Origin of the sequence: Rathayibacter sp. SW19, from assembly GCF_030866825.1 — a bacterium.
GTDB lineage: Bacteria > Actinomycetota > Actinomycetes > Actinomycetales > Microbacteriaceae > Rathayibacter_A > Rathayibacter_A soli.
On record NZ_CP133020.1, the window covers coordinates 3,273,090 to 3,297,654 of the forward strand.

Here is a 24,565-nt window from a genome sequence, read left to right on the forward strand (position 1 = left end):
GCGTCGCATTCGAAATGAGGGATCGATGAGAGAACCGAAGTGGCGCTCAGAAGGGCAGGACCCGGACTACCGATTCTCCCTCGCGAACGAACGCACGTTCCTTGCCTGGATTCGCACGGCGCTGGCGCTGCTCGCCGGCGGCGTTCTGCTCGAGCAGTTCTCCAGCACAATCGGGCCGCACGTCGTGGTCGTGATTCTGGCCGTCATCCTCGCCGTTCTCTCCGCCGCACTGTCGGTCATCGCCTATCGGCGGTGGCGCGCGAACGAGATCGCGATGCGCCACGCCCGGCGACTGCCGCTGACAATCGCCGTTCCGCTGGTCGCCGCGATCCTGCTGCTCGTTGCCGCCGTCATCGCTGTTCTGATTGTGGTGCCATGGCACTGACGCGCGACCCCGGATTGCAAGGTGAACGCACCGCGTTGTCGTGGTCGCGCACCGCACTGGCACTTGCGATCAATGCGCTCCTGGCGCTCCGCAGTGGTTGGGACAGCGGACAGGTTGTGCTCACCGCTGTCGGCGTTGTTCTCCTACTCTGTGCCGGCGCTGCGGTCGTCTATGGCAATATTCGTGCGCGGGCCCTGGCCGGGCACACAGCGAACAGCCCGACGGCCGCGCCTGCCGGAGCGCTCGCGCTGGCGACCACCGCGACGCTGCTCGCGTGCGCGGCCGGCGTCGCATCCGTTCTCGTCCAACGTTAGGCGTTCTCACGACGCGACCCGCGCCCACCGGTTACGGCAACGATGGCCGCGGCCAGCGCGAACATGAGGAGCAACGCAATGGTCGCGGACGTGGGCACAGCACCGGTCGACGCGGCGCCGGCAAACGAGTAGACGGTGCTCGCGGCAGCGACTCCGAACGCGGTGCCGAGACCTCGAGTCATGTTCAAGACGCCGCTGACCATGCCTGCTTGTTCGTCGGCTCCTGCCCCCGCCACCGCGGCATTGTTCGCGGGGGTGAAGATGCCGAGGCCGACTCCGATCACCGCCAACCCGATGACAACCATCGGGCGTGATCCGGCGCTGAAAACCAAAGGCACGATGCCCAGAGCGGTCACGGTCATCCCCACCGATGTAACGACGTGTGTGGAGACACGAGAGGCAAGGAAGGCTGCGGCCGGTGCGGTCACTCCCAGGAAGAGCGGGAGAACTGCCAACTGCAGGCCCGCCGCAGCGGGCGTCGCACCGAATTGCGTCTCGAGCATAATCGGTGTGATGAACAAGAGGCCGAACAGCACCGCGTAGCTGAGCACGCTGGAGAGTATCCCGGCGCTGAAGCCCCAGCGAGCGAACAGCGACAGATCGACTAGCGGATGCTCGCGGCTGCGCTGCAGGCGCAGAAAGATCCAGCCCAACGCGACGCCCGCGACGCCGAGCCCGATTGCCAGCGGCAACTGATCCCCCTGTCCGAAAACAGAGAATGCCAACAGAATCGCCGCCGACGCCGGCAACAGTGTGAGCAGCCCGAACCAGTCCAGCGGAACACGCGGCGCTCTGGCTCGCGTGCGCGGCAGCAGAAACCAGCCCATGGCGAGGCCGAGGATGCCGGCGGGCAGATTGATCCAGAAGATCCACTGCCAGCCGCCGAGCCCGATGAGCACGCCGCCGACCGCAGGGCCGAGCGCCAACCCGAGTGCCTGCGCCGCACCTTGAATGCCGATGGCGCGACGCAACTCCGTGCGCCGAACATTGGTGCGGATCAGCGCGACGCTGTTGGCCTGAAGCATGGCAGCACCGACCGCTTGCAGCACGCGCATGGCCAGCAAAAGCCAGAGTGTCGTGGAGAGGCCGCAGCCGACCGAGGCCGCCGTAAATATCGCGAAACCGTACAAATAGAGCAGCTTCCGACCGACCATATCTGCGATCCGGCCGATGGCGGCGACCATCCCGACCAGCACAAGCAGATAGATCAAGGCCACCCAAGCCACGGCCCCAAGAGACACGCCGAGACTACGATGCATGTCCGGCAGGGCCACCGTGACGATGCTGGCGTCGAGCTGACCCATGAATGCGCCGACGCAGACGGTGCCCACCGCCAGCCAGCGCGCATTCGGCAGTCGACGAATCGCGGCAGGTCGTGCCGGCTCGACGAGGAACATCGCCTTGATGTTGCCCATCAGATGTGCGGGATCCGACGCATTAGCTCTGCCACAGAATTAGTCTATGTCAGATCTTTTATTGCTATCATCGAAGAATGACTGAGCGTCCTACGAACGATGCCAACCTCTCCGATGCCTGGTCGCTGACGCTCATCATCACCCGGCTCAGGCGAACGCTTCGCGCGAGCATCCGCAGCGAGTACTCCTGGGAGTCACTGCCGATGGCTCAGGTCGAGATCTTGCAGGGTCTCGCTGCCCGGCCCGGCCAGCGCGTGAACGAACTCGCCGAGCGTCACCGACTGGCAAAGAACACGGTGAGCACGCTCATTCAGCAGATGGTGCTGGCCGACCTGGTTGTTCGGAGTGCCGACACGCACGACCGTCGAGCTGTCAGGCTCAGCGTGAGCGCCCACGGTTTGTCGGTGCTGGAGGATTGGCTCCACTCTCACGAGCGGCGCTTCGGCGCGGCCCTCGACCGGCTGGGTGCCGCTGATCGGCGCTCGGTGTTGGGCGCGCTGCCCGCGCTCTCCCGTCTTGTCGACGAGCTCGAGGCTTCTGAAGACCAATCCGTCGCCCGGCCGGCGCCCAATTAACCGGTGTCGAAATAGCCGGCAATCGCGCTACGCAGCACCGTCGAACATCGACGTAACCGACCCGTCGGTGAACACTTGCTCGATCGCGCGCGCCAGAAGCGGGGCGATCGACAGCACGGTCAGCGTCGGGAACCGCTTCTCTTCCGGCACGGGCAGGGTGTCCGTGACGACGACGGAGTCGATCACATCCGACTGCAGAAGTTCGATGGCGGGGCCGCTGAACACAGCGTGCGTGGCGGCCACAACACACGCGGTGGCACCGGCCTCCTTGAGCGCCCGAGCAGCATGCACGATGGTGCGCCCAGTGTCGATCAGGTCGTCGACCAGCAGGCAGACGCGGCCCTCGACGTTACCGACGATCTCGTGCACAGAAACCTGGTTCGGCACAAGCGGGTCGCGGCGCTTGTGGATGATGGCCAACGGTGCACCGAGCTTGTCGCTCCAATTGTCTGCCACACGCACCCGGCCCATGTCGGGCGACACCACCGTGAGCTTCGATGCGTCGAGCTTGGCCCTGAAGTGCTCGAGCAGCACCGGCATCGCGAACAGGTGGTCCACCGGTCCGTCGAAGAAACCCTGAATCTGCGCGGCGTGCAGGTCGACGGACATGATCCGGTCTGCGCCGGCCACCTTGAACAGATCCGCGATGAGCCGCGCGGAGATGGGCTCGCGGCCGCGGCCCTTCTTGTCTTGCCGTGCGTACGGGTAGAACGGCGCAACGACCGTGATCCGCTTTGCAGACGCGCGCTTGAGCGCATCCACCATGATCAGGTGTTCCATCAGCCATTCATTGATCGGCGAGGTATGCGACTGGATGACGAACGCGTCACTGCCGCGCACGCTCTCATCGAAGCGCGCATAGATCTCGCCGTTCGCAAAAGTGCGGGAATCAGTCGGCACGAGTTCGCTGCCGAGCTCATCGGCGATCGCCTGCGCAAGCTCGGGATAGGCGCGACCCGAGATGAGGACGAGCCGTTTCTGACCCATGGCTTTGATTCCGGACACTGAGATTCCCCGTTTCTCTCCGGACGCTCGCGCTGCCGGAGCCTACGCCTCGTTTTCTGCCGCCGCTGCCGCGTCCGCCGCAGCGGTGCCCGGCCGGTGGGCCTCGACCCATCCGGTCATGTTCCGCTGCGATGCGACAGTGATCGCGAGTGCGCCGGCCGGCACATCCTTGCGGACGATCGTGCCTGCCCCCGTCTTCGCTCCGTCACCAATTCTAACGGGGGCGACGAACACGTTGTGCGACCCCGCGTGCACATGCGAACCGATCTCGGTGCGATGTTTCGTGAGGTCGTCGTAGTTTGCGGTGATCGCACCCGCGCCCAGATTGGTGTACTCGCCGATGACCGTGTCGCCGACGTAGCTCAGGTGCGGCACCTTGGTGCCGATGCCGATCGTCGAGTTCTTCGTCTCGACGAATGTGCCGATCTTGCCGTCCGCACCGAGAATCGTGCCCGGCCGAAGATAGGAGAACGGACCAACGGATGCGCCCGCGCCGATCACCGCAAGCGTTCCGTCCGTGCGCTTCACCGTCGCGTTCTCGCCGACCTCGCAGTCCACCAACGTGGTGTCCGGGCCGATGGTCGCGCCGCGCTCGATCGCGGTCGCGCCGAGCAATTGCGTTCCCGGCTTCACCGTGACGTCAGGGGCCAGTGTTGTCTTCAGGTCGATCCAGGTGGTCGCCGGGTCTTGCACTGTCACTCCGGCCAGCTGCCAACCCCGAATGATGAGCGCATTGAGCTTTGCAGCAGCGTCGCTGAGCTGCGCACGGTCGTTGATGCCTTCGACCTTCCACGACTCCGCCACCGGCATCGCCGTGACGGAGGCTCCGGCGTCGCGCAGCAGGCGGATCACGTCCGTCAGATATTTTTCGCCCTGCGCGTTGTCAGTACTGAGTGACGCCAGTTGGTCGCGCAGCGCGGACAGCCCGAAGATATAGATGCCCGCGTTGATCTCGCCGATCTCGCGCTGCGCATCCGTCGCATCCTTGTGCTCGACGATTCCGTCGAGGGCTCCGGTCTCTGAGCGCAAGATCCGACCGTAGCCTGCGGGATCGGCGGGGAACGTCGACAGAATCGTCGCGGATGCCGCGCTCGTGCGGTGCGCGACGATGAGGTCGGTCAGCGTCGCGGCATCCAGCAGGGGAACGTCGCCGTTGATGACGAGCACATCGCCGTCGAAATCGGCGGGAAGCGCTGTGAGCGCCTGCTCGACGGCGCGCCCGGTTCCCGGTGTCGCGTCTTGGTCGACGATGATGCTCTCGGGAAGGTCAGCGGCGACGACCTCAGCGAGGAGGTCGCGCTCGAACCGCACGACGGTCACGATGTGCGCGGCATTCAACTGGCGGGCACTGGCGAGCACGTGACTCACGATCGGGATTCCCGCGAGCGGATGCAACAGCTTCGGTGTCGCCGACTTCATTCTGGTGCCCTGGCCTGCCGCCAGGACGATGATGGCGAGTGAGCTGTCTGTCATAGGATGCCTTCCATTGCGACTGCTCCGCCTCCAGGACTCGAACCTAGACCTAACAGCTCCAAAGGCTGTCGTGCTGCCATTACACCAAGGCGGATCGCGCCGACTCTCAATCCACGCGACATCAAGTTTGCCAGATCATCGGCGCCGCGTCGCACACGCCAACGTGTCGGTGGCCGTCCTTGTCGACCACCAGGGGCACGGTACCGGTGGTCGAGTAGAGCATGAGCGCAGCGAATCCGAGTATCGAGACCCGCCTGTGCAGTGCGGACGACCTTGGTCTCGATACGCCTGCTCGCTGCGCTCGCAGACTTCTCGACCAGCGGAGTGCTCGCTGGCTACTCGGCCTGCACACAGGATAATGGGGGGATGGCAAGCGACAGCGACGAGGTGGACCGGATCGTCGACGCCTGGCTACGCGAGCGGCCCGATTTGGACTTCTCACCGTTACAGGTGCTCTCCCGTGTCGGCCGACTGGCCAAACACCTCGATCGCGCCCGCCGCGGGGCATTTGAGCGCTCCGACCTCGAATCGTGGGAGTTCGATGTGCTTTCGGCACTTCGTCGCGCGGGGGCGCCCTACCAGCTCAGCCCGAAGGCGCTACTGCAGCAGACCTTGGTGTCCAGCGGCACGATGACCAATCGCATCGACCGACTCGTCGAACGGAAACTCGTCGAGCGGCAAACCGACCCGCACGACGGCCGCGGCATTCTGGTGAGGATGACCGCGCAGGGACTCACTCGAGTGGATGCCGCGATCACGCGCCTGCTCGACGCGGAAACGGAGCTGCTTTCAACCCTTACCCCGGCCGATCAGCACCGACTCGCTTCGCTGCTGCGCACGCTCAGCCTCGACTTCGATTGAAACCGAGTCGATCGGCTTGCACCCGATTGGCGCACTGCGGATGCTCGCGCGAGCGCTTCGAGAACCGTGACGGTGTCGTCCCAGCCGATGCACGCATCCGTGATGCTCTGTCCGTAGCGCAGGCCGGCCAAGCCGGCGTCAGTCAGCGTTTGCGTGCCCGCCTCGATGAAGCTTTCCAGCATGATTCCAGAAATCGGCTCACCCGCGGCGACCTGGCTGGCGATTTCGTGCGCGACGCGCACCTGACGCAAGTGGTCCTTGCCGCTGTTGGCGTGGCTGGCGTCGATTACGACGCGACCCGGCCGACCGGCGCGAGCCAGTAGCGCGACCGCGCTCGCGACATCAGCAGTGCTGTAGTTGGGTGCGCCCCGGCCGCCGCGCAGGATGACGTGGGTCGCGTCGTTGCCGCTCGTGGACACGATGGCGGCGGTGCCGTCGTCGTCGACCCCGAAGAACACTTGGTGCTGGCTCGCGACCGTGCAGCCGTCGACGGCAACCTGCACATTGCCGTCCGTCGCGTTCTTGAAACCGACCGGCATGGACAGTCCGGATGCGAGCTGCCGATGAATCTGACTCTCGGTCGTGCGCGCGCCGATGGCGCCCCAGCTGACGGCATCCGCGATGTACTGAGGGCTGGTCGGCTCGAGGAATTCACAGCCGACGGGCAGGCCTGTGTCGAGCACGTCCAGAAGCAGGGAGCGCGCCATCCGAAGCCCGTCCGCGACGCGGTGGGTTCCATCGAGGTACGGGTCGTTGATGAGGCCCTTCCAGCCGCCGGTCGAGCGGGGCTTCTCGAAGTACACACGCATGACGATCAGCAATTCGTCGCGGTGCGCTTCGGCGACGGCGGCGAGCCTGCGTGCGTAATCGAGCGCCGCAACCGGGTCATGCACGGAGCACGGGCCGACGACAACGAGCAGCCGGTCGTCCTCGCCGCGGAGGACCTCCTCGATCTCGTGCCGGCTGCGGTCGACCAGCGCTGCGTGGTCGTCGGTGAGCGGCAGTTGCTCCGCCAGATCACGCGGCAACGGCAGCGATTCGATGCAGGTAACCCGCAGGTTCCGTGTTGATGAGTGCCGTGTTGATGAGTGCGGTGTTGAGAACATGACGTCCGACTTTCCGGCGGAGCCCGTTTTTTTCACATCCGGCCAACCCGCCTGTTAATGGCGAAAGGCAGGAACATCATGTTCCTGCCCGTTGGCTCTGAAGGAGAAAGAGGTCTGCGCTTTAGACCGTCGGCTCCTCCAGAGCCAACGCAAAATACGCATACCAACGATTTCCCATAGCCAGAACTCTAACGAGAGAGCGGATGCCGCGTCAAATGACCCAGAGCTCTCTCAAAGTCGACGCGGAGCCAGAGCGCACGCGTCGGTGGTTCGGTAGTGAGCGGCGGCGGTACCGGTGGTCGAGTAACGGCCGAGCGCCAGCGAGGACGTGTATCGAGACCTGACTGTGCGGGTCACGAGAGTCTCGAGATGGGTGCTCGCTGCGCTCGGGGGCTACAGGACCCGCGATAGGGCCACTTGCGGCGATGTGCGTACGGCTCAGCGCTCGAGAGCCTCGGAGAGCTCGAGCCAGCGGGTCTCGAGGTCCGCGACGGCGCGCTCGAGGTCGCGCAAAGCATCCGTCAGCGACCCAAGACCCTCATAGTCGCTCTGATCGTGCTCGGCCAGCCGCACGTGCGCCGCAGTGATCTGAAGGCCAAGCTTCGACAGCTTGCGATCGATCGATGCCAGCTCCTTCTGTGCGCTGCGTCGCTCCGCCCCACCGAGCGACATGCCAGGCAAACCAGCGGATGCCGCGTGATTCGCATTCGCAGACGCCGCCCCGGCAGCAGCATCCGCAGCTACGCCCGCGGCAACAGCCACCCCACGCAGAGCAAGGTATTCGTCGACGCCACCGGGCAGGTGACGGAACGCGCCGTCCATGACCGCGTACTGGTTGTCTGTGACACGTTCGATGAGATAGCGGTCGTGGGAGACGACGAGCAGCGTGCCGGGCCAGGAGTCGAGCAGGTCTTCGATGGCGGCGAGCATGTCCGTGTCCATGTCGTTGGTCGGCTCGTCGAGAATCAACACGTTCGGCTCATCGAGCAGAATCAGCAGCAGTTGCAGCCGACGTTTCTGGCCGCCGGACAGATCCTTGACCGGCGTCGACAGCTGCGCGCTGGAGAAACCGAGTCGCTCCAGAAGCTGCCCGGGAGTCAGTTCCTTCCCCCCGGCGACATACGATCGCTTCTGCATGCCGACGACAGTGCTCACCCGCTCGTCGAGAATGTCCTCGAGTTCGCCGAGTTGCTGGCTCAGTGCGGCGATCTTCACGGTCTTGCCGCGCTTGACGCGCCCGCTGGTCGGCAGAACCGTTCCCGCCACCAGACCGAGCAGTGTAGATTTTCCGGCGCCATTCACGCCGAGGATGCCGGTGCGCTCCCCCGGTGCGATCCGCCATTCGACGTCGCGCAGCACGGTCTTCGGCCCCTGACCCTCGACGGGGAACTCGACCCCGGCTCCGATCAAATCGACGACGTCTTTTCCCAGTCGCGAAACGGCGAGCTGCGACAACGCGACGGAGTCACGGGGCGGCGGTTCGTTCTCGATGAGTTCATACGCGGCATCCATGCGGAACTTCGGCTTCGTGCTGCGCGCCGGCGCACCGCGACGCAACCAGGCCAGCTCTTTGCGCATCAGGTTCTGTCGCTTCGATTCGGATGCCGCGGCCATCCGGTCACGCTCGACCCGCTGCAGAATGTATGCTGCGTAGCCGCCCTCGAATGGCTCGATGATCCGGTCGTGCACCTCCCACGTCGCCGTGGACACCTCATCGAGGAACCAGCGATCGTGGGTGACGACCACCAGACCGCCCGAGTTCGTCGACCAGCGGGTCTTCAGATGCCCGGCAAGCCAGGCGACGCCCTCCATGTCCAGGTGGTTGGTCGGTTCGTCGAGAAAAAGCACATCGTGATCGCCGACCAGCAACGCAGCGAGCGCGACCCGCCTGCGCTGCCCGCCCGACAGGTCGCCGAGGCGCGCATCCCACGCGATGCCTCCCACGAGCCCTGCGAGCACGTCACGCACGCGAGCATCGCCCGCCCAGACGTACTCTGCACGGTCTCCGACGATGGCAGGCCCGACGATGATGTCAGGGTCCAGTTCATCCGCCTGGTCCAGCATGCCGAGCGTGACGCCGCCCCGCCGGGTGACCCGCCCGGAATCCGGCTGGATGCGGCCCGCCAGCAGCGACAGCAGCGTCGACTTGCCATCACCGTTGCGGCCGACAACGCCGACCCGATCGCCCTCGTTCAGCCCGACAGTGACGTCGTCGAAGATGACGCGTGTCGGATATTCGAGGTGGAGCGATTCCGCTCCGAGAAGGTGGGCCACAACGCTCAAGCCTACGGCCCGCGGCGACAGCCCCCGTTACGCGACCGTTCCTACGCGACCGTTCCTACGCGACCATTCCTACGCAACCATTCCTACGCAACCGTTGTCAGGCGACCACGACGGCGGCCGGCTCGATCCGAATCACCACGGACTTCGATGCGGGCGTGTTACTGACCTCTGCTGTGAAGTCCAACGGCACGAGCGGGTTCGCCTCCGGAAAATATGCTGCTGCGCATCCGCGAGCCGAGGGGTAGGAGATCACCCGGAAGTTGCGGCAGACGCGTTCCACGTCGTCGCGGAACTCGCTGTAGATATCGACCATTTGCCCGTCAGTCAGCCCGAGGTCTTCAAGATCCTTCGGGTTGACGAAGATGACCTCGCGCCCCTTCTTCACACCGCGATAGCGATCGTTGAGGCTGTAGATCGTCGTATTGAACTGGTCATGCGCGCGCATCGTCTGCAAAAGCAGTCGCCCGGGCGGGCACTCGATCGCCTCGAGTTCGTTCACGGTCAGCATCGCCTTGCCCGTCGCGGTCGGGAACGTGCGCGAATCCCTCGGCCCGTGTGGCAGGATGAACCCGCCGTCTTGCCTGATCTTCTCGTTGTAGTCCGAACAACCCGGTGCGACATGGCCGATGTGTTCCCTGATGGTGTCGTAGTTGCGCTCGAATCCGGCCCAGTCCACCGGGACTTTGTCCCCGAGAACGGCCCGGGCCATGCGGGAAACGATCGCCACCTCGCTGAGCAGATGCGGTGAGATCGGCTCGACCTTGCCCCACGAGGGGTGTACGGCGCACACCGTGTCTTCAACCGAGACGAACTGCTCTCCGGATGCCTGCCTGTCGATCTCCGTGCGACCCATCGTCGGAAGGATCAGTGCCTCTGTGCCGATCACCGCGTGCGATCGATTCAGCTTGGTTGAAATCTGCACGGTCAACTCTGTGCCCTGCATTGCGGCCTCCGCCGCCCTGGTGTCCGAGATGGCCGCGACGAGATTGCCGCCGAGCGCGATCCAGACCTTGATCTTGCCATCTGCCATCGCGCGAATGCCATCGACACTGTCGACACCGTTCTCGCGCGGCACCGGGAATCCGAATTCCTTTTCCATTGCGTCGAGGAAGGCCGGTGGCATCTTCTCCCAGATACCCATCGTGCGGTCGCCCTGCACGTTGCTATGACCGCGGATCGGAGAGGCTCCGGCGCCCGGCTTGCCGATGTTGCCACGCAAAAGCAAGAGGTTCATGATCTCTTTGATCGTCGGCACGGCCTTCTTGTGCTGGGTCAGGCCCATCGCCCAGGTGATGATGACCTTGTCCGCCTTCAGGTAACGCCCGGCCAGGTCGTCGATCTCCCGTTTGCTCAGCCCGGTTGCATCGAGCACGACCTGTTCGTCGAGGTGCGCAAGGTGCTCCTTCAACTCGTCGAACCCCTGGCAGTACCGGTCGATGAAGTCCTGGTCGAGAACGGTGCCGGGGTGCGCTGCCTCAGCATCGAGCACCCGCTTGCTCACCGCCTGCATCAGCGCCATGTCTCCGCCGAGTCGAATCTGAAGGAACTGGTCTGCCAAGCCGGTGCCTTTGCCGAACCAGCCGCTGACCCGCTGCGGGTTCTTGTACCGCATCAGCCCGGCCTCGGGCAGCGGATTGACCGCTACGATGCTGGCGCCTGCGCGCTTGGCTTCTTCCAGGGCGGTGAGCATCCGAGGATGGTTGGTGCCGGGGTTCTGACCCATGATGATGATCAGGTCGGCCTTCGCGAAATCGTCGTACAACACCGTGCATTTGCCGACGCCGATCACTTCGCCGAGCGCGGCTCCGGTGGACTCGTGGCACATGTTGGAGCAGTCGGGCAGATTGTTGGTGCCAAATGCCCGCACGAATGTCTGATATTCGAATGCGGCCTCGTTCGAGGTGCGCCCACTGGTATAAAACGCAGCTTGATCAGGGGAATCAAGGCCGTTGAGTTTGTCGGCGATGATTCGGAAGGCGTCCTCCCAGCTGACCGGTTCGTAACGGTCACTGTCCGCTCGCTTGTAGACAGGCTCCATCAGCCGGCCTTGCATGCCCAGCCAGTAGTCCGATCGCGTCAGCAGGTCATCGACCGGATGCTCAGCCCAGAAGCTGGTCGGCACGGTCACCGGTGTCGCCTCCCAGGTCACCGCCTTCGCACCGTTCTCGCAGAACTCCGCAACCTTGCGGTGGGAGGGATCCGGCCACGCACAACTCATGCAGTCGAAGCCGTCCTTATGGTTCATCGAGGTGAGCAGCTTCGCGCTACGCGCCACACCCATGTCCTTGACGGCCGGGCCCACCGAGTGCATGATCCCCGGGATGCCCGCGGCCCACGTTTTCGGCTTCGTCACCTCGAGTTGCTCAGCTTCGATGACGTCCAGCTTGCGCTCGTCGATAGTCATGCGGCACTTCCTTCTGTGATGCGCGCGTCGTCTTTGATGCGCGTGCCTTTCTCGATCGTCGCCCTCTGACGCGACCCTTCCTCGACTTCAGGTGCGATCCGCTCGGCTCCCGCGTAGATCACCATCGATTCGCCGCGGAGGAAGCCGACCAGGGTCATCCCTGAATCTGTTGCCAACTCAGCCGCGAGCGATGACGGTGCTGAAACCGCGGCCAACATCGGGATGCCTGCCATAACCGCCTTTTGCACGAGCTCGAAACTTGCCCGTCCAGACACCATCAGCACAGTGGAGCGGAGTGGCAGCAGGCCCTCCTTAGCAGCCCAGCCGACGACTTTGTCGACAGCGTTGTGTCGACCGACGTCCTCGCGAAGCACCAGCAGCTCGCCGGTGTGCCCGTCGAACAGGCCAGCCGCATGCAGCCCGCCTGTTTTGTCGAACACATCCTGGGCCGCACGCAGCGCGTTCGGCAACGTCGTGAGCAGCTGCGCGTCGACCACGAGCGGATCGTTACGCACCTCGTATGCCGACTTCGTGTGCACGGCATCGATACTCGCCTTGCCGCACAACCCGCATGAGCTCGTGGTGTAAAACGCGCGCGCCAGCGCCGGATCCGGTGCGACCACGCCGGGCGCCAGCGTGACGTCGAGCACGTTGTAGGTGTTCTCGGTTGAGCCGTATTCGCCGGCACAGAACCGGGCCGACGCCAGCTGGTCGCCGCGTCGAATTATGCCCTCCGAGACGAGGAACCCTGTCGCCAAATCCAGGTCGTTACCCGGCGTTCGCATGGTCACTGCAAGCGACCGTCCGCCGACTCTGATCTCCAGCGGCTCTTCCGCGGCCAACAAATCTTCTCGCCTAATCGCCGGTGTGCCCACTGTCAATCGGGTGACTCGGCGTCGCGCCGTAACCCTGCCCATACCTCAGGACTATCAGCAAAGGCAGCCAAAGACAAGGAACTCACGGGAGGGTCCTGCGGCGAGTCCGCCGGCCATGTCCAGATTCACAGACTGCACTGATAGCTTTCAGTCATCGGCAGGTCGCCGATTTTCAGGGAAGACTTCTCGTTGACCGCCCCGCCGTTGCAGGCTTGGCCACGATGCCGTCGCCTCCTCTGTTGCGTACAGAAGAAGCGATTACAGAGGAAGACCATGTCCCCAACTGTTTCCAATATGCCCGGCACAGCCGGTGCGACGGCCATCATCTATTGCGAGGGGCTGTTCGGTCGCCCCGATGGCAAGACCGCTAATGGTCTCGTCAGATACTCCGAGCGCTACGAGATCCTCAGCGTCATCGACAGCAGCCAGGCCGGGGCGGATGCCGGCGCGATCCTCGACGGCGTCGCAAACGGCATCCCGGTTCTGGCGAACCTGGCAGAGGCCATCGGCCACGCCGGTCAGGTGCCCGATTACCTCATCTGCGGCCTGGCGCCTGCCAGCGGAATGCTCTCGCAGGCACAACGTGCCGTGCTTCTCGACGGGATCGCCCGCGGCATGCACATCGTGAACGGGCTGCACGAGTTTCTGAACGACGACGCCGAATTCGTCGCAGCAAGCCTCCTGTCCGGCGTGACCATCATCGACATCCGTCGACCGAAGGAGAAGAAGGACCTCCGCGTTTTCTCTGGTCGGATCTTCGACGTGACCTGCCCGCGCATCGCTGTTCTGGGCACGGACGGTTCCATCGGCAAGCGCACCACCGCCACCCTGCTGGTGCAAGCGCTCACCGCACGCGGCATCAAAGCGGTCATGGTGGGCACTGGCCAGACGGCTCTGATCCAGGGCGGCAAGTACGGCGTGGCGCTCGACGCAGTCGTGCCCCAGTTCTGTTCAGGCGAAATGGAAGCCCAAGTTGTGGCCGCGTTTGAATCTGAAGACCCCGATGTCATCGTGATCGAAGGGCAGGGCGCACTCAGTCACCCGGCCTACCTGACCTCCGCATACATCCTGCGTGGTAGCCGACCGGCTGGTGTCATCGTGCAGCACGCGCCGAAGCGGGGGTTCCTCGACGACTTTCCCACGATGCCGATGCCGAGTCTGGCCAGCGAGATCGCACTCATCGAGACGTTCGCAGACACTCAGGTCATCGGCATCACCATCAATCACGAACACATGGCACCCGACGAGATCGGTACGACCATCGACGAGCTCGAACTTGAATTCGGCCTGCCTGCGACCGACCCGTTGACTCGTCCGCTGGACGCCCTCGCGGACATCGTGTTGCTGTCCTTTCCCGAGTTGGAACAACGTGCGCAGGTTACCCTTGGATCGAGGTCATAGCCGGGCACGTAGACTCGATAGCGCGATCACCCGAACGGTGCACTGAGTACCGTGCCCGAGCTGCGAGGGAGGCATCCGTGACTAGTGCCACGTCGACCGAGATCTCGTCACGTGCGGACTCAGCGGTGCGCGCGGGCGTGCCGCCTCTGGTGGCCCCTGGGCCAGCGTTGTCCGCAGCCCGGATGGCGCGCTTCAGTCGGCAGCTGCTGTTGCCTGGCTTCGGCGAACTGGCGCAGCGCAGACTGCAGGCTGCCCGTGTTCTCGTCGTCGGCGCCGGCGGGCTCGGCAGCGCCGCCGTGCCCTACCTGGCCGGCGCAGGAGTCGGCACCATCGGCATTGCCGATCCAGATGTTGTCGAATTGTCCAATCTGCACCGCCAGACCGCGCACTCGATGTCCGATATCGGTCGGCGCAAGGTCGATTCGCTGGCCGACACGATCGCATCGATCGATCCGGAGATCACCGTCGTGCGGCATCCGGTTCGACTGAATTCCGGCAACATCCTGGGCATCCTCGCCGACTACGACCTGATCGTGGACGGCAGCGACAATTTCCCGACACGTTATCTGACGAACGACGCGGCTACCCTCGCGGGGAAACCGCTCGTGTGGGGCGCAATTCTGCGCTACAGCGGGCAGGCGAGCGTGGCCTGGGCCGCGTACGGGCCCACCTACCGCGACTTGTTCCCGACACCGCCCGCTGCCGACGAAGTGCTGTCCTGCGAACTCGGCGGAGTGCTGCCGGGCGTCTGCGCCGCGATCGGCGCGATTCTGGCGACCGAAGTCGTCAAGGTGATCACCGGCACCGGCGAGCCGCTGATTGGCCGCGTCACCACGTTCGACGCTCTGACCGGCCGCTATCGCGAGATCTCCTATCGCGCGATTCCGGATGCTGCGCCCGTCACGACGCTGATCGACTACGAGCAATTCTGCGGTGTGAGCCCGGCGCCGGCAGCTGCCACCGATACACCGGCCGTCGCCCCGGCCGCCACGGCCGCCTCAATGGCCGCCGCGGCCGAGAAGCTTCCAACAGCGATCGGCCCTGGACAGCTCGCCGAACTGCTCCAGGCAGGCACAGCCGTTCAGCTGATCGATGTGCGCGAGCCGATCGAAGCGCAGATCTCCCGGATCCCGAACGACGAACTGATCCCGCTCGGCGACCTCCTCGCGCGCTCCGGCTCCGTGCGCTCTGACATCCCTGTCGTGTTCTACTGTCACGTTGGGCCGCGGTCACTGCAGGCCGTGCGCATGATGCGCAGCCTCGGCCACGACAATGTCTCCTATCTGGCCGGTGGGGTCAATGCGTATGCGATTCTCGACCCGAGCGTTGGCTCGCGGTACTGACGCCGCTTCTGGATGCGGCGCGCTAGAGTCGAAAAACAATGACTGATTCGTCTCCGCTTGCGCTGATCACCACTGGGCCCATCGACGAGGCCGCCATCCGAGCCGCCGTTGAGGCCCCGGACTGCGGCGCCGTCGTGCTGTTCTGCGGGGTCGTACGCAACCACGACGTCGGCCGGTCGGTGCTCGCCCTCGATTACCAGGCGCATCCGGACGCGCAGCGATTCCTCGCCGACTGCTGCACCCGCATCGCCGAAGAGACCGGGCGCGCGGTCTCGGCTGCCCACCGGGTCGGCAGCTTGACGATCGGGGATGTGGCGCTCTACGCCGCGGCGTCTGCACCGCACCGCGCCGAAGCGTTCGATGCGTGCGAGCGACTCGTCGAACTGATCAAGCACACCGTGCCGATCTGGAAACGCCAACGGTTCACCGACGGCACCTCGGAATGGGTCGGACTGTAACTCAGCGCCAATAGTTCAGCGAATCAGCCGCCGATGTAGGACATCTCGATCTTCTTGCGCCGTGCCCGCAACCCGGGCGTGAGTGAACTACGCAACTCGGAATAGCGGTCGGTGCGATTCGACCAGAGGATGGCAATCGCATCGGAAAGCTCCTGATCGGTGCAGCCGCCGCGCATCAGTTCGCGCAGGTCGTGCCCGCTCGAGGCGAACAGGCAGGTGTACACCTTGCCTTCCGTTGAAATCCTCGCCCGATTGCAGGTGGAACAGAACGGATGCGAAACACTCGAGATCACGCCGATCTCGCCACCGCCGTCGCGATAGCGCCAGCGCGCCGCAGTCTCGCCCTCGTAGGTCGGATCGATCGGTTCGAGCGGCAGTTCTGCATTGATCCGACTGATGATCTCATCGGAGTGCACCACCTCGCGCAGTTGCCAACCGTTGGTGGTGCCGACATCCATGTACTCGATGAAGCGCAGCACATACGGTGTGCCCTTGAAGTGCCGGGCCATTGACAGAATGTCCTGGTCGTTTTGGCCCTTTTTCACGACCATGTTGATCTTGATCGGGCCGAGCCCGACATCGTGCGCGACCTCGAGGCCGTGCAGAATCTTCTCGAGCGGAAAATTGACGTCGTTCATGCGGCGGAACGTCGCGTCGTCAAGCGAGTCGACGGAGACGGTGATGCGTTGCAGCCCGGCATCCTTCAGCGACTGCGCCTTGACGGCGAGCGCGGACCCGTTCGTCGTCAGTGCGATGTCGAGCGGATGCCCGTCAAGCGTGCGCAGTTCACTGAGCATGCCGACGAGCTCTTCAAGATTCTTGCGCAGCAACGGCTCACCGCCGGTCAGCCGCACCTTGTGCACACCGTGGCCCATGGCAACCCGCACGATGCGGGTAATCTCCTCGAACGTCAGCAATTCTTCGCGCGGCATGAATGCGTAATCGCGCCCGAAGATCTCCTTCGGCATGCAGTACACGCAACGGAAGTTGCACCGGTCGGTTACCGAGATCCGCAGATCGCGCAACGGCCGGCCCAAACGGTCCACAAGCGTGCCGGTCATGACATGTGCCTCGTGTTTCTCTCTGTCCGGGTCAATCAGAATGCGGTCGGGCGCCTAGATGGATTGGCGATACCCGAAGAATTCGTGGTCTTGGTTGTATCCACCGTAACCCCCGCCGACCTCCGAGTAGTGCTCGACGAACTCGATGCCCTTGATCCACTTGACCATCTTGAAGCCGAGCTGCACTTCGTTGCGCAGGCGCAATGGTGCGCCGTGCCCGAACGAGAGCGGTTCGCCGTTCATGTCGAACGCCAGCATTGTCAGCTGGTAGCTCATCTGCTCGATCGGGTGCGCGTCGTAGTAGATGCCCTTGTCCGGCCCGTCGCCGAACGAGTAGAACACCACCCACTTCGCGTTCGCCGACGGTTTCACCAGGTCGAGGATCGACTGCATCGACACTCCACCCCACTTGGCAACGCCTGACCAACCCTGAATGCAGAAGTGCTGCGTGATCTGCTCATGGAACGCCATGCCGCGTAGCTGTTGCAGGTCGAGTTCGACCGGGTTGTCGACAAGACCGTTGATGACCAGTTTGTAGTCGACGAAGTCGTTCTCGCGCAGCGACTTGTACTCCGCCGAATCGGGGTAGTGGCCGTTGTGCCACAGGTAGGGCGAGATGTCCTTCTCGGTGTATTGCCCCGGTTTCGAGTCGACGTGCTCGAACAGACGCTGTGCCGGTCCGATCAGGGCGTAGCCGATGCTCTGCACCTTGCGCGGGTAACGCAGGGTGAGCGGGGTCGCAGCCACCCAGCCGACGATGATCACGACCATCGACGCTGCGAAGATCCAGAACCCGACCCAGGATTGGTCGTTGCGGCTCGCGTACATGTGGTTCAGATTCTGCAGGGCCCCGGTGGTCAGCACGAGCGTGACGTGCACGACGATGAAGATCAGGAACCAACACAGCACGAGAAAGTGCAGGGATCGCGCGGTCTGGATGCTGAACACCGAGCTGATCTTGCGGAACCGCGTCGACAGCGCAGGTGACATGCCGAGCCCGGTGATCAGCGCGAGCGGCGCAGCGATGAACACCGTGACGAAGTAGGCGATCAACTGCAGGCTGTTGTAGTTGGTCCATCCTGTCTCCAAGGGCCAGTCCAAGGAAAGGTACTGGATGGCGACCGAGATCGCGTTCGGGATGACGTCCCAGTGCAACGGAACCAAACGCATCCACTGCCCGGTGGTGAACAGCAGGATGAAGAAGATGATGCCGTTGGCCAGCCACAGGGTGTCGATGCCGAGGTGCCACCAGCGCGCCAGGCCGATCGAGTGCCGAAGGCCGGGCAGGCCGACCTGTTGCGGCAGGCTGATCGAGTCTTTCTTCGCCGTCCAGAGCGGGTCGGTCGGCACCGGTCGTTGCACGCGGAACCAGTCCTTGCCCGGAGTCGAATGCCGCGTCCAGTACAGGCGCGGGTGGTCTGTGAGGATCTGCACTCCGGAACGGATGATGAAGATCATGAAGAACATGTTCAGGAAGTGCTGCCAGCCCAGCCACGCCGGGAAGCCGACCGGAGCATCCGCGGGTAGCTCTGACGTGCCCGGGTACTGTTTCATGAACGCTTCGACACCGGGCAACTCCCTGATGCCCTTCGCGACCGCGATGCCGATGATCAGCAGAACGAGGCCGATCGGGATCAGCCAGAGCAGATTGAACCACTTGCTTCGACCGACGCGCAGTCGCGGAGCAATGCCTCGATCCTGGGAAATAGATCCGGCGAATGTCTCCGGATTGATTACATCTTCGCCCTCTGTCAACTCGTGACGGAAGCTCCGCGGTGAACGCGACCGCGGGTTACGCGGGGCGTCGGCGGGGAGGGGGGCAGGGCGGTCGGGGGTAACCGATTCTGAAGCGGTGTCCATGGTTTGAGCATAGCCAGCGCGAGGTCAATTCTGGTAGTTTTAGAGCAGACAATTCCTCTAAAAGAAAGTGGGCGTTATGAGCATCGCAGCACGCACGGCTGAAACCGTCTGGACCGGGTCTCTCGCCGCCGGAAGCGGCGTCATTACCGGCGCAACGGGGGGCCTCGGCGAGTTGCCGGTCACCTGGGTTGCGCGCACGGAGCAACCAGGCGGCAAGACCTCCCCGGAGGAGCTCGCGGCCGCGGCCCACTCGTCCTGCTACTCGATGGCGCTGTCTCTGACACTCGGCGAGCACAAGCTCACGCCGACGAAGCTGACCGTATCCTCGACGGTTACGCTCGATGCCGTCGATGGCGTTCCGACCATCGTTTCGTCTAACATCACCGTCGCGGCGGTCGTGCCGGGGGTGGACGACGCGACGTTCCAATCGATCGTGGCCGAGGCATCCGCTCTCTGCCCGATCTCACGCCTGTTCGCGGGCACCGCGATCAGCGTGACAGCGAGCCTCGCGGCCAACTGACAGCGCAACAAGCGCGGCCTGACGGTTCGCAACCGCCGCCATACGACTCCGCTCGCCCCCCTTCGACGAGTCGTATGGCGGCCTGAGCTCAGCTGCGGGTTGCGTGTATGTCGGGCCCGATCGGGCGGATGTTCACGGCGTCCGGATCGATCGACGCGTTCAGTCGCACGCCGGCACTCAATTCGAGCGCCACGGCGCTCGCCGGTGACAGCTCGACGATCAGGTCGGGATCCTCGACCAACCGAACGCGCACGCCGGCCGCCGCCGGCTCGAGCCCAGCAATCGTGACGATGAGTTGATTGGGCTGTTGATCGGCGAGGCCTGTGCCGGAAGTTGGAAGGGCCGCGGCGCGCACGCGCATGGCGGACGGAGCGAACACGGCCGACACCGGATCGCCCGCCGCAATGGGGCCGTCTGCAATCAGTTGCCCCCGCAGGACGCTGCCGTCTGGGCGGCGCACCCCGTCGGCACCGTCCGAGACGCCGGTGACCAGATTGACCCCGGCGAGCGCCGCGATGAACTGGTTCTTCGGGTGCCCGAGAACGCGAGACTTCGGCCCGTCGTCGATGATGCGGCCGTCGTGCAGTATTGCGCAGCGGTCGGCCAGAACGATGGCGTCGAGCACATCGTGGGTGACGAGAATCGTCGTGGTGCCCGATGCCCGCAATCGCTCGGCGAGCAGCCGCCGCACGTGGGCCGCGGTTTGCACGTCAAGTGCCGCGAGCGGCTCGTCCAGAAGCAGAACATCAGGGCGGGCTGCCAGAGCACGCGCGATCGCCACGCGCTGCTGTTGGCCGCCGGAGAGCGCGGCCGGTTTGCGGGTTCCGAACTCGGCGAGGTCGACCGCGGCGAGCCACTCCGCGGCATCTCGTAGCGCCTCGTGGCGTGGCATGCCCTGCACACGCCGCCCGAATGCCACGTTCTCCAGAGCGCTGAGGTGCGGAAACAGTAGCGGCTCTTGGCTGAGCAGCCCGATCCTGCGCCGCTCCGGCGGTACGGCAACGCGGCGAATCGATGCCGCGCTGTCTGCGTGAGCTCGGTCGGTCGTCGTCCTTCTCGTGACCGTTCGCCCGGCGACGGTGACCGTGCCAGAGGCTGGCGCGATCAGTCCGCTCAGCGCGGCGAGCAAAGTGGATTTGCCGGCACCGTTCGGGCCGAGCAGCGCCACGATCTCGCCATCGGCGACGGTCAGCGCAACGTCAAGTGTGAAGCTGCCGCGGGTGACGACGATGTCGGTCTGTAGTGCGGGCGCGCGTTGCTCTGCGAGCGCGGTCCCGATGCTCATCGCGGCACATCCGCTCTCCAGCTGCGCATCACGAGCAGGATCACGATCGCCACGACGACGAGCAGCAGGGACAGAGCGATCGCGGAGTCTTGGCTCACGCCGGCTCCGTTGAACGCGGTGTAGATCGCAAGCGGCATGGTGCGCGTCACACCCTCGGCGTTGCCGGCGAACAGTGCGGTCGCGCCGAACTCGCCGAGAGCGCGTGCGAAGCAGAGCACGGTTCCGGCGATCAGTCCGGGGGCGACCAGCGGCAGCGTGATGCGCCGAAAGGTGATCCAGCGCCCAGCCCCGAGGGTCGCGGCGACCGCCTCGTACCGCGTACCGGCCGTTCGAAGTGCGCCCTCCACCGAGATCACGAGGAACGGCAGTGCGACGAATGACTGTGCGATCACCACGGCAGCGGTCGTGAACGGGATGCGGATGCCAAAGCCCTCCAGCGATGCCCCGATCAACCCGGTGCGACCCAGCAGGTAGAGCAATGCGATGCCGCCGACGAGCGGCGGTAGCACCAAGGGCAACGTCGTCAGTGCGCGCAACACGCCGGCCACTCGAGTGCGGCTGCGGGCGATGACGAGCGCGAGCGGAACTCCGATCACAAAACAGATGATCGTCGCGATGGTCGCGGTGCGCAGCGACAGCGACAGCGCGTCACGCGCAGCCGGGGATGTGATCGCCTGCGGCACCGTCGCCCAGTCGAGCCGGAACAGCAACCCGATGATCGGCAGGATCAGCAGCGTCAGACCGATAATGGCCGGTATGTACAGGAGCCGGGGAACTCTGCCCGTCACGATTGCGCGCCTCTCATGCGCGCACGCTCGTCACGGCTTCGCGAAGCCGTAGGAAGCGAGCACTTTCTGCCCGTCCTTCGACAGCACGAATTTCAGGAACGCGGCCGCGGCACGAGCATTCGGGGCTGCTTTCAGAGTGGCGATCGGATACAGGTTCACGGCCTTGTCCGCATCCGGAATTGTCACTCCGGACACGGCGGAGCCTGCTGCCCTGACATCCGTGACGTAGACAAGCCCGGCATCCGCGTTCCCGGATTCCACTTTGGTGAGCACCGCTGTGACATTCTGCTCCTCGCTGACCGGCTTGACGGTCACACTATCGGCGTCGAGCAGCTTGTGCGATGCGGTGCCGCACGGCACCTGTGGGGCGCACAACACCACCTGCAGGTCGGATTTCGCGAGATCCGCGAGACCGGTGATCTTCTTGGGATTGCCCGGCTGCACGACGATCTCAAGGGTGTTGCTGGCGAACACGGTGGACGTTCCGTCGATCAGGCCGGGGGTGGCTACCTTGTCCATGTTCGCCTGGTCGGCCGAGGCGAAGACGTCTGCCGGCGCGCCCTGAACCAATTGGGTCGCCAGGGTGGACGAGCCGTCATAGTCGATCGGTTTCACCGTCACAGCCGGGTGAGCCTTTTCGAATTCCGCAGCCAGATCGTTGAATGACGCGGTCAGAGACGCGGCCGCGTAGATCGTCAGGTCGCCGCTGAGGGTGTCCGAGCTGGATGAGCCCGTCGCGGTCGAGGCCTGTTCAGAACCGCTCTGACCGGAACCGCTCTGGCCAGAACCGCTCTGACCGGAGGCACAGCCGGCCATCAGCGCGACACCCGCAACGGCGACGAGTACTCGTGCACATTGACCGATCATTCTGTGCTCTCCTTTTGAGCGCTCTGCCTCTGGGTGCTCTGCCCCTCGGTCTCAACGACCACCATCGTCGCCTTGATCACGGCGACGGCGCGGGACCCGACCTCGAGGCCAAGGTCGCGCACTGCCTCGCTCGACATCAGCGAGACGACCCGGTGCGGCCCGCACTGCAGCTCAACCTGGGCCATGACGGCGTCCATGACGATTCCGGTGACGAGCCCGACGAGATGGTTGCGTGCACTGCGGCGCACGCCGCTCGTATCGTCGGCTGCCACCGCGATCTGCTGCGCATGCGCGGCCAGCGCGGCACCGTCGACGACCTGGCGACCGGCATCATCCTTCGTGGCGCGCAGGATGCCGTCGCTCACCCAGCGCCGAACCGTATCGTCACTCACTCCGAGGAGCTCTGCGGCCTCGCTGATCCGATAATGCGTCACAGTGTCCATCATAGTTCCGCAAGTGCGGAACGAAAGGTCGATTGCGCGACTTGCCCTAGTTAGGTCGCCGAGTGGTCCCGGGGAGCGCCTTTCCCAAGCGACTTCAGGGGCGCAACCATGCAAATTCCGGCCTGCATGTCGCGCATCATGATGTGCGCTAGTGCCGTTCTAAGCACGTGCCTGGAGTTCAGGAGTCCCAGATTGGACCGAATGCGGGGATGCCGCGACGTTCGAACTCGCCGACGACTCGGTCGGTGACGGACTTGTTCGCGACGCAGATCACGGCATCCGCCCCGGAGATGACATACGCGTCGTAGGACAGCGTGAACACATCGGGTTTGCCCTGCTCGGAGGTGTTCCAGATCACCGCTTCGGGTTGCGCGGTGGTCACCTCGTGGAGGAGTCCATCGCCGTAGGTCTCTCGCGGGGCCTTGGTGACCCACACCAGTCGGGCACCCTGCGTGTCGGTCAGGAGATGCCCCAGCACGGGACCGATACCGCTTCCGGTGACCACGTACAGTACCCGGGAGAAAAGCCGCTTCGCATTCGCGACCCCGGCGGTGGGAATGCCTCGGACCCACACGTGCGTCGGGGGCTGATCGATGAACTGCGAGGTCCATCCGCCCGCCCGCGATACCACCATGCGATAACCGGAGTCTCCGGATACTGCCGGCACGCACGCGAACGGGTGCCAGCCGAACAACGGATGCCGACTGATCGCACGCGTCGTACCCACCGGCGGAACGGATCCGTGATCCAGCCGCACGATTGCCGCGTGACGAGAGGGGTGTTCGACCGTGATTGCCACCCTCCGCAGCAACAGCCACGGCCATGCCGCGAGCACGGTCGACGCCACGAGCATCCAGAAGATCGGCGAGGTGAACAACGCCTCGCCGAAGGTGCGCGCCGGGGTTTGCAGTTGCGCAAGGAGCAGCGCGTTGATCCACGAAAACAGGAACACCGTCCAGGTGCCGAAACGATGGGACGCCTCGAACAGGTCATGGTGTCGGGTACGCAACCCGGGCGTCGCCAGAACGCAGATGGCGAGCAACAGGACCGCGATCGCCAGCGCGAAACCCACCGAGAAATCGTCGTAGCCCAATTCCCCGTTGGCCCATGCGGGGGCCAGGAGCACAACGTAGAGCACGTACCAGGCCGTGCCGGACAGGGCGCCGCCGACATGCAGGCCGCCGACGTGATAGTACTGCGCGAACCGCCAACGTAACCGCAACGGCCACGACGACGGTGGCCGCGTCGCCGCCCAGGAGATGAAGTTCACCATCCAGTGCTGGCGCGGCAGAACCGCGAACAAGATGTTCAGCTGGGAAATCGCCGCGATGAACTGCAAGCTAGTCGCGTGCGGCTGCCACCATCCAGCCACCATGCCCCACGCGAACACGACCACATTCACGACGAGCACGCCGACGAGCAGTACAACGTAGAGCATGACACGCGCGCGGTCGCGCACATGCGGCTCGGCGGCAGCTGCAGACGTGGTTAGAGGCTCGTTTGTCGCATCCATAGGTTCATTTATTTCCTTATCGTGAGCCGACCCGAAGACCGTGCTCTGCGGAAACCGGCGGGCATTTGTCCCAGTTGAGGCGCACCCAAACGACCCGCATGAGCCAGGAATGCCAGAATATCAGCGGAGCGTCTTTGCACACCTGTTGGACATGCTCGTCTGACGCACTTCTCGGCGCCACCCCTCGTCGAGACGAGAAATAATGAACCACAAGAATTCTCGACACAACCAATTCTGAACGATATGCCGCTTCACGATCTTGACGCCTGGCTCGAGCCCTACCGCGCGGAGTGGTCAGGCCGTCTGAACGCACGTGAACGGCACCTGGAA

Annotated in this window: 22 protein-coding genes and 1 tRNA gene; 8 read left to right on the top strand and 15 right to left on the bottom strand. The window is 64.4% G+C overall.

All coding sequences use genetic code 11. The features are described 5' to 3' along the window. Window positions 1-25 precede the first annotated feature (25 nt). Both QU604_RS15320 and QU604_RS15325 read left to right on the top strand, forming a co-directional pair. Window positions 26-385: a YidH family protein gene (locus QU604_RS15320; protein ID WP_308465483.1), complete on the top strand. Its 360-nt coding sequence runs from the start codon at window positions 26-28 to the stop codon at window positions 383-385. After that, the gene (locus tag QU604_RS15325; protein ID WP_308465484.1) at window positions 376-699 is read left to right on the top strand and encodes a DUF202 domain-containing protein; all 324 of its coding nucleotides are present in this window, start codon (window positions 376-378) and stop codon (window positions 697-699) included. The genes QU604_RS15320 and QU604_RS15325 overlap by 10 nt, the downstream gene beginning before the upstream one ends. Here QU604_RS15325 and QU604_RS15330 read toward each other — a convergent pair. Then, a complete protein-coding gene (locus QU604_RS15330; protein WP_308465485.1) occupies window positions 696-2,114 on the bottom strand; it encodes an MFS transporter in 1,419 nt (472 codons plus the stop codon). The genes QU604_RS15325 and QU604_RS15330 overlap by 4 nt on opposite strands. Window positions 2,115-2,191: 77 nt before the next feature. Here QU604_RS15330 and QU604_RS15335 point away from each other — a divergent pair, with 77 nt between their 5' ends. Then, window positions 2,192-2,689: a MarR family winged helix-turn-helix transcriptional regulator gene (locus QU604_RS15335; protein ID WP_308465486.1), complete on the top strand. Its 498-nt coding sequence runs from the start codon at window positions 2,192-2,194 to the stop codon at window positions 2,687-2,689. Between the two features lie 27 nt (window positions 2,690-2,716). On the opposite strand, the gene QU604_RS15340 is transcribed toward QU604_RS15335, so the two are convergent. The 3 genes from QU604_RS15340 to QU604_RS15350 all read right to left on the bottom strand — a co-directional run bounded on the left by QU604_RS15340 (window position 2,717) and on the right by QU604_RS15350 (window position 5,261). Continuing rightward, window positions 2,717-3,694: a ribose-phosphate diphosphokinase gene (locus QU604_RS15340; protein ID WP_308465487.1), complete on the bottom strand. Its 978-nt coding sequence runs from the start codon at window positions 3,692-3,694 to the stop codon at window positions 2,717-2,719. 42 nt (window positions 3,695-3,736) lie between these two features. Then, window positions 3,737-5,167: a bifunctional UDP-N-acetylglucosamine diphosphorylase/glucosamine-1-phosphate N-acetyltransferase GlmU gene (gene glmU, locus QU604_RS15345; protein WP_308465488.1), complete on the bottom strand. Its 1,431-nt coding sequence runs from the start codon at window positions 5,165-5,167 to the stop codon at window positions 3,737-3,739. A gap of 22 nt (window positions 5,168-5,189) precedes the next feature. Then, a tRNA-Gln gene (locus tag QU604_RS15350) sits at window positions 5,190-5,261 on the bottom strand. 272 nt (window positions 5,262-5,533) lie between these two features. On the opposite strand from QU604_RS15350, the gene QU604_RS15355 reads away from it, so the two are divergent. Continuing rightward, window positions 5,534-6,028: a MarR family winged helix-turn-helix transcriptional regulator gene (locus tag QU604_RS15355; protein ID WP_308465489.1), complete on the top strand. Its 495-nt coding sequence runs from the start codon at window positions 5,534-5,536 to the stop codon at window positions 6,026-6,028. On the opposite strand, the gene QU604_RS15360 is transcribed toward QU604_RS15355, so the two are convergent. The 4 genes from QU604_RS15360 to fdhD form a co-directional block, all read right to left on the bottom strand. Next, on the bottom strand, window positions 5,977-7,134 hold the full coding sequence (locus QU604_RS15360) for a 3-deoxy-7-phosphoheptulonate synthase (RefSeq protein WP_308465490.1): 1,158 nt from the start codon (window positions 7,132-7,134) through the stop codon (window positions 5,977-5,979). The genes QU604_RS15355 and QU604_RS15360 overlap by 52 nt on opposite strands. A 438-nt stretch (window positions 7,135-7,572) precedes the next feature. Further along, window positions 7,573-9,408, bottom strand: a complete 1,836-nt coding sequence (locus QU604_RS15365; RefSeq protein WP_308465491.1) for an ABC-F family ATP-binding cassette domain-containing protein — start codon at window positions 9,406-9,408, stop codon at window positions 7,573-7,575. Window positions 9,409-9,514: 106 nt separating this feature from the next. After that, window positions 9,515-11,821 (bottom strand): FdhF/YdeP family oxidoreductase, encoded by a 2,307-nt coding sequence (locus tag QU604_RS15370; RefSeq protein WP_308465492.1) that lies wholly within the window; start codon window positions 11,819-11,821, stop codon window positions 9,515-9,517. After that, the gene (fdhD, locus tag QU604_RS15375; RefSeq protein WP_308465493.1) at window positions 11,818-12,738 is read right to left on the bottom strand and encodes a formate dehydrogenase accessory sulfurtransferase FdhD; all 921 of its coding nucleotides are present in this window, start codon (window positions 12,736-12,738) and stop codon (window positions 11,818-11,820) included. Before fdhD ends, QU604_RS15370 begins: the two co-directional genes overlap by 4 nt. A gap of 231 nt (window positions 12,739-12,969) precedes the next feature. On the opposite strand from fdhD, the gene QU604_RS15380 reads away from it, so the two are divergent. From QU604_RS15380 to QU604_RS15390, 3 genes are all read left to right on the top strand, one after another. Next, window positions 12,970-14,097 (top strand): N-acetyltransferase DgcN family protein, encoded by a 1,128-nt coding sequence (locus tag QU604_RS15380; RefSeq protein WP_308465494.1) that lies wholly within the window; start codon window positions 12,970-12,972, stop codon window positions 14,095-14,097. 77 nt (window positions 14,098-14,174) lie between these two features. Next, the gene (locus QU604_RS15385; protein ID WP_409349971.1) at window positions 14,175-15,440 is read left to right on the top strand and encodes a ThiF family adenylyltransferase; all 1,266 of its coding nucleotides are present in this window, start codon (window positions 14,175-14,177) and stop codon (window positions 15,438-15,440) included. A gap of 38 nt (window positions 15,441-15,478) precedes the next feature. Then, window positions 15,479-15,898, top strand: coding sequence for a molybdenum cofactor biosynthesis protein MoaE (locus tag QU604_RS15390; RefSeq protein ID WP_308465495.1), 420 nt, complete (start codon window positions 15,479-15,481; stop codon window positions 15,896-15,898). A gap of 23 nt (window positions 15,899-15,921) precedes the next feature. Here QU604_RS15390 and moaA read toward each other — a convergent pair whose 3' ends face one another. Further along, window positions 15,922-16,959: a GTP 3',8-cyclase MoaA gene (gene moaA / locus QU604_RS15395; protein WP_308465496.1), complete on the bottom strand. Its 1,038-nt coding sequence runs from the start codon at window positions 16,957-16,959 to the stop codon at window positions 15,922-15,924. 54 nt (window positions 16,960-17,013) lie between these two features. Continuing rightward, the gene (locus QU604_RS15400) at window positions 17,014-18,819 is read right to left on the bottom strand and encodes a molybdopterin-dependent oxidoreductase (protein WP_308465497.1); all 1,806 of its coding nucleotides are present in this window, start codon (window positions 18,817-18,819) and stop codon (window positions 17,014-17,016) included. 76 nt (window positions 18,820-18,895) lie between these two features. On the opposite strand from QU604_RS15400, the gene QU604_RS15405 reads away from it, so the two are divergent. Then, a complete protein-coding gene (locus tag QU604_RS15405; protein ID WP_308465498.1) occupies window positions 18,896-19,339 on the top strand; it encodes an OsmC family peroxiredoxin in 444 nt (147 codons plus the stop codon). An 88-nt stretch (window positions 19,340-19,427) separates the two neighbouring features. Here the strand turns inward: QU604_RS15405 and QU604_RS15410 are convergent, their stop codons facing one another. The 5 genes from QU604_RS15410 to QU604_RS15430 all read right to left on the bottom strand — a co-directional run bounded on the left by QU604_RS15410 (window position 19,428) and on the right by QU604_RS15430 (window position 24,235). After that, window positions 19,428-20,624, bottom strand: coding sequence for an ABC transporter ATP-binding protein (locus QU604_RS15410; protein WP_308465499.1), 1,197 nt, complete (start codon window positions 20,622-20,624; stop codon window positions 19,428-19,430). Next, window positions 20,621-21,412 (bottom strand): ABC transporter permease, encoded by a 792-nt coding sequence (locus QU604_RS15415; RefSeq protein WP_308465500.1) that lies wholly within the window; start codon window positions 21,410-21,412, stop codon window positions 20,621-20,623. The genes QU604_RS15410 and QU604_RS15415 overlap by 4 nt, the downstream gene beginning before the upstream one ends. 30 nt (window positions 21,413-21,442) lie before the next feature. After that, window positions 21,443-22,279: a molybdate ABC transporter substrate-binding protein gene (gene modA / locus QU604_RS15420; RefSeq protein ID WP_308465501.1), complete on the bottom strand. Its 837-nt coding sequence runs from the start codon at window positions 22,277-22,279 to the stop codon at window positions 21,443-21,445. After that, the gene (locus QU604_RS15425) at window positions 22,276-22,713 is read right to left on the bottom strand and encodes a TOBE domain-containing protein (RefSeq protein WP_308465502.1); all 438 of its coding nucleotides are present in this window, start codon (window positions 22,711-22,713) and stop codon (window positions 22,276-22,278) included. Before QU604_RS15425 ends, modA begins: the two co-directional genes overlap by 4 nt. Before the next feature lie 187 nt (window positions 22,714-22,900). Beyond that, window positions 22,901-24,235 (bottom strand): FNR domain-containing protein, encoded by a 1,335-nt coding sequence (locus QU604_RS15430; protein ID WP_308465503.1) that lies wholly within the window; start codon window positions 24,233-24,235, stop codon window positions 22,901-22,903. Window positions 24,236-24,565 lie beyond the last annotated feature (330 nt).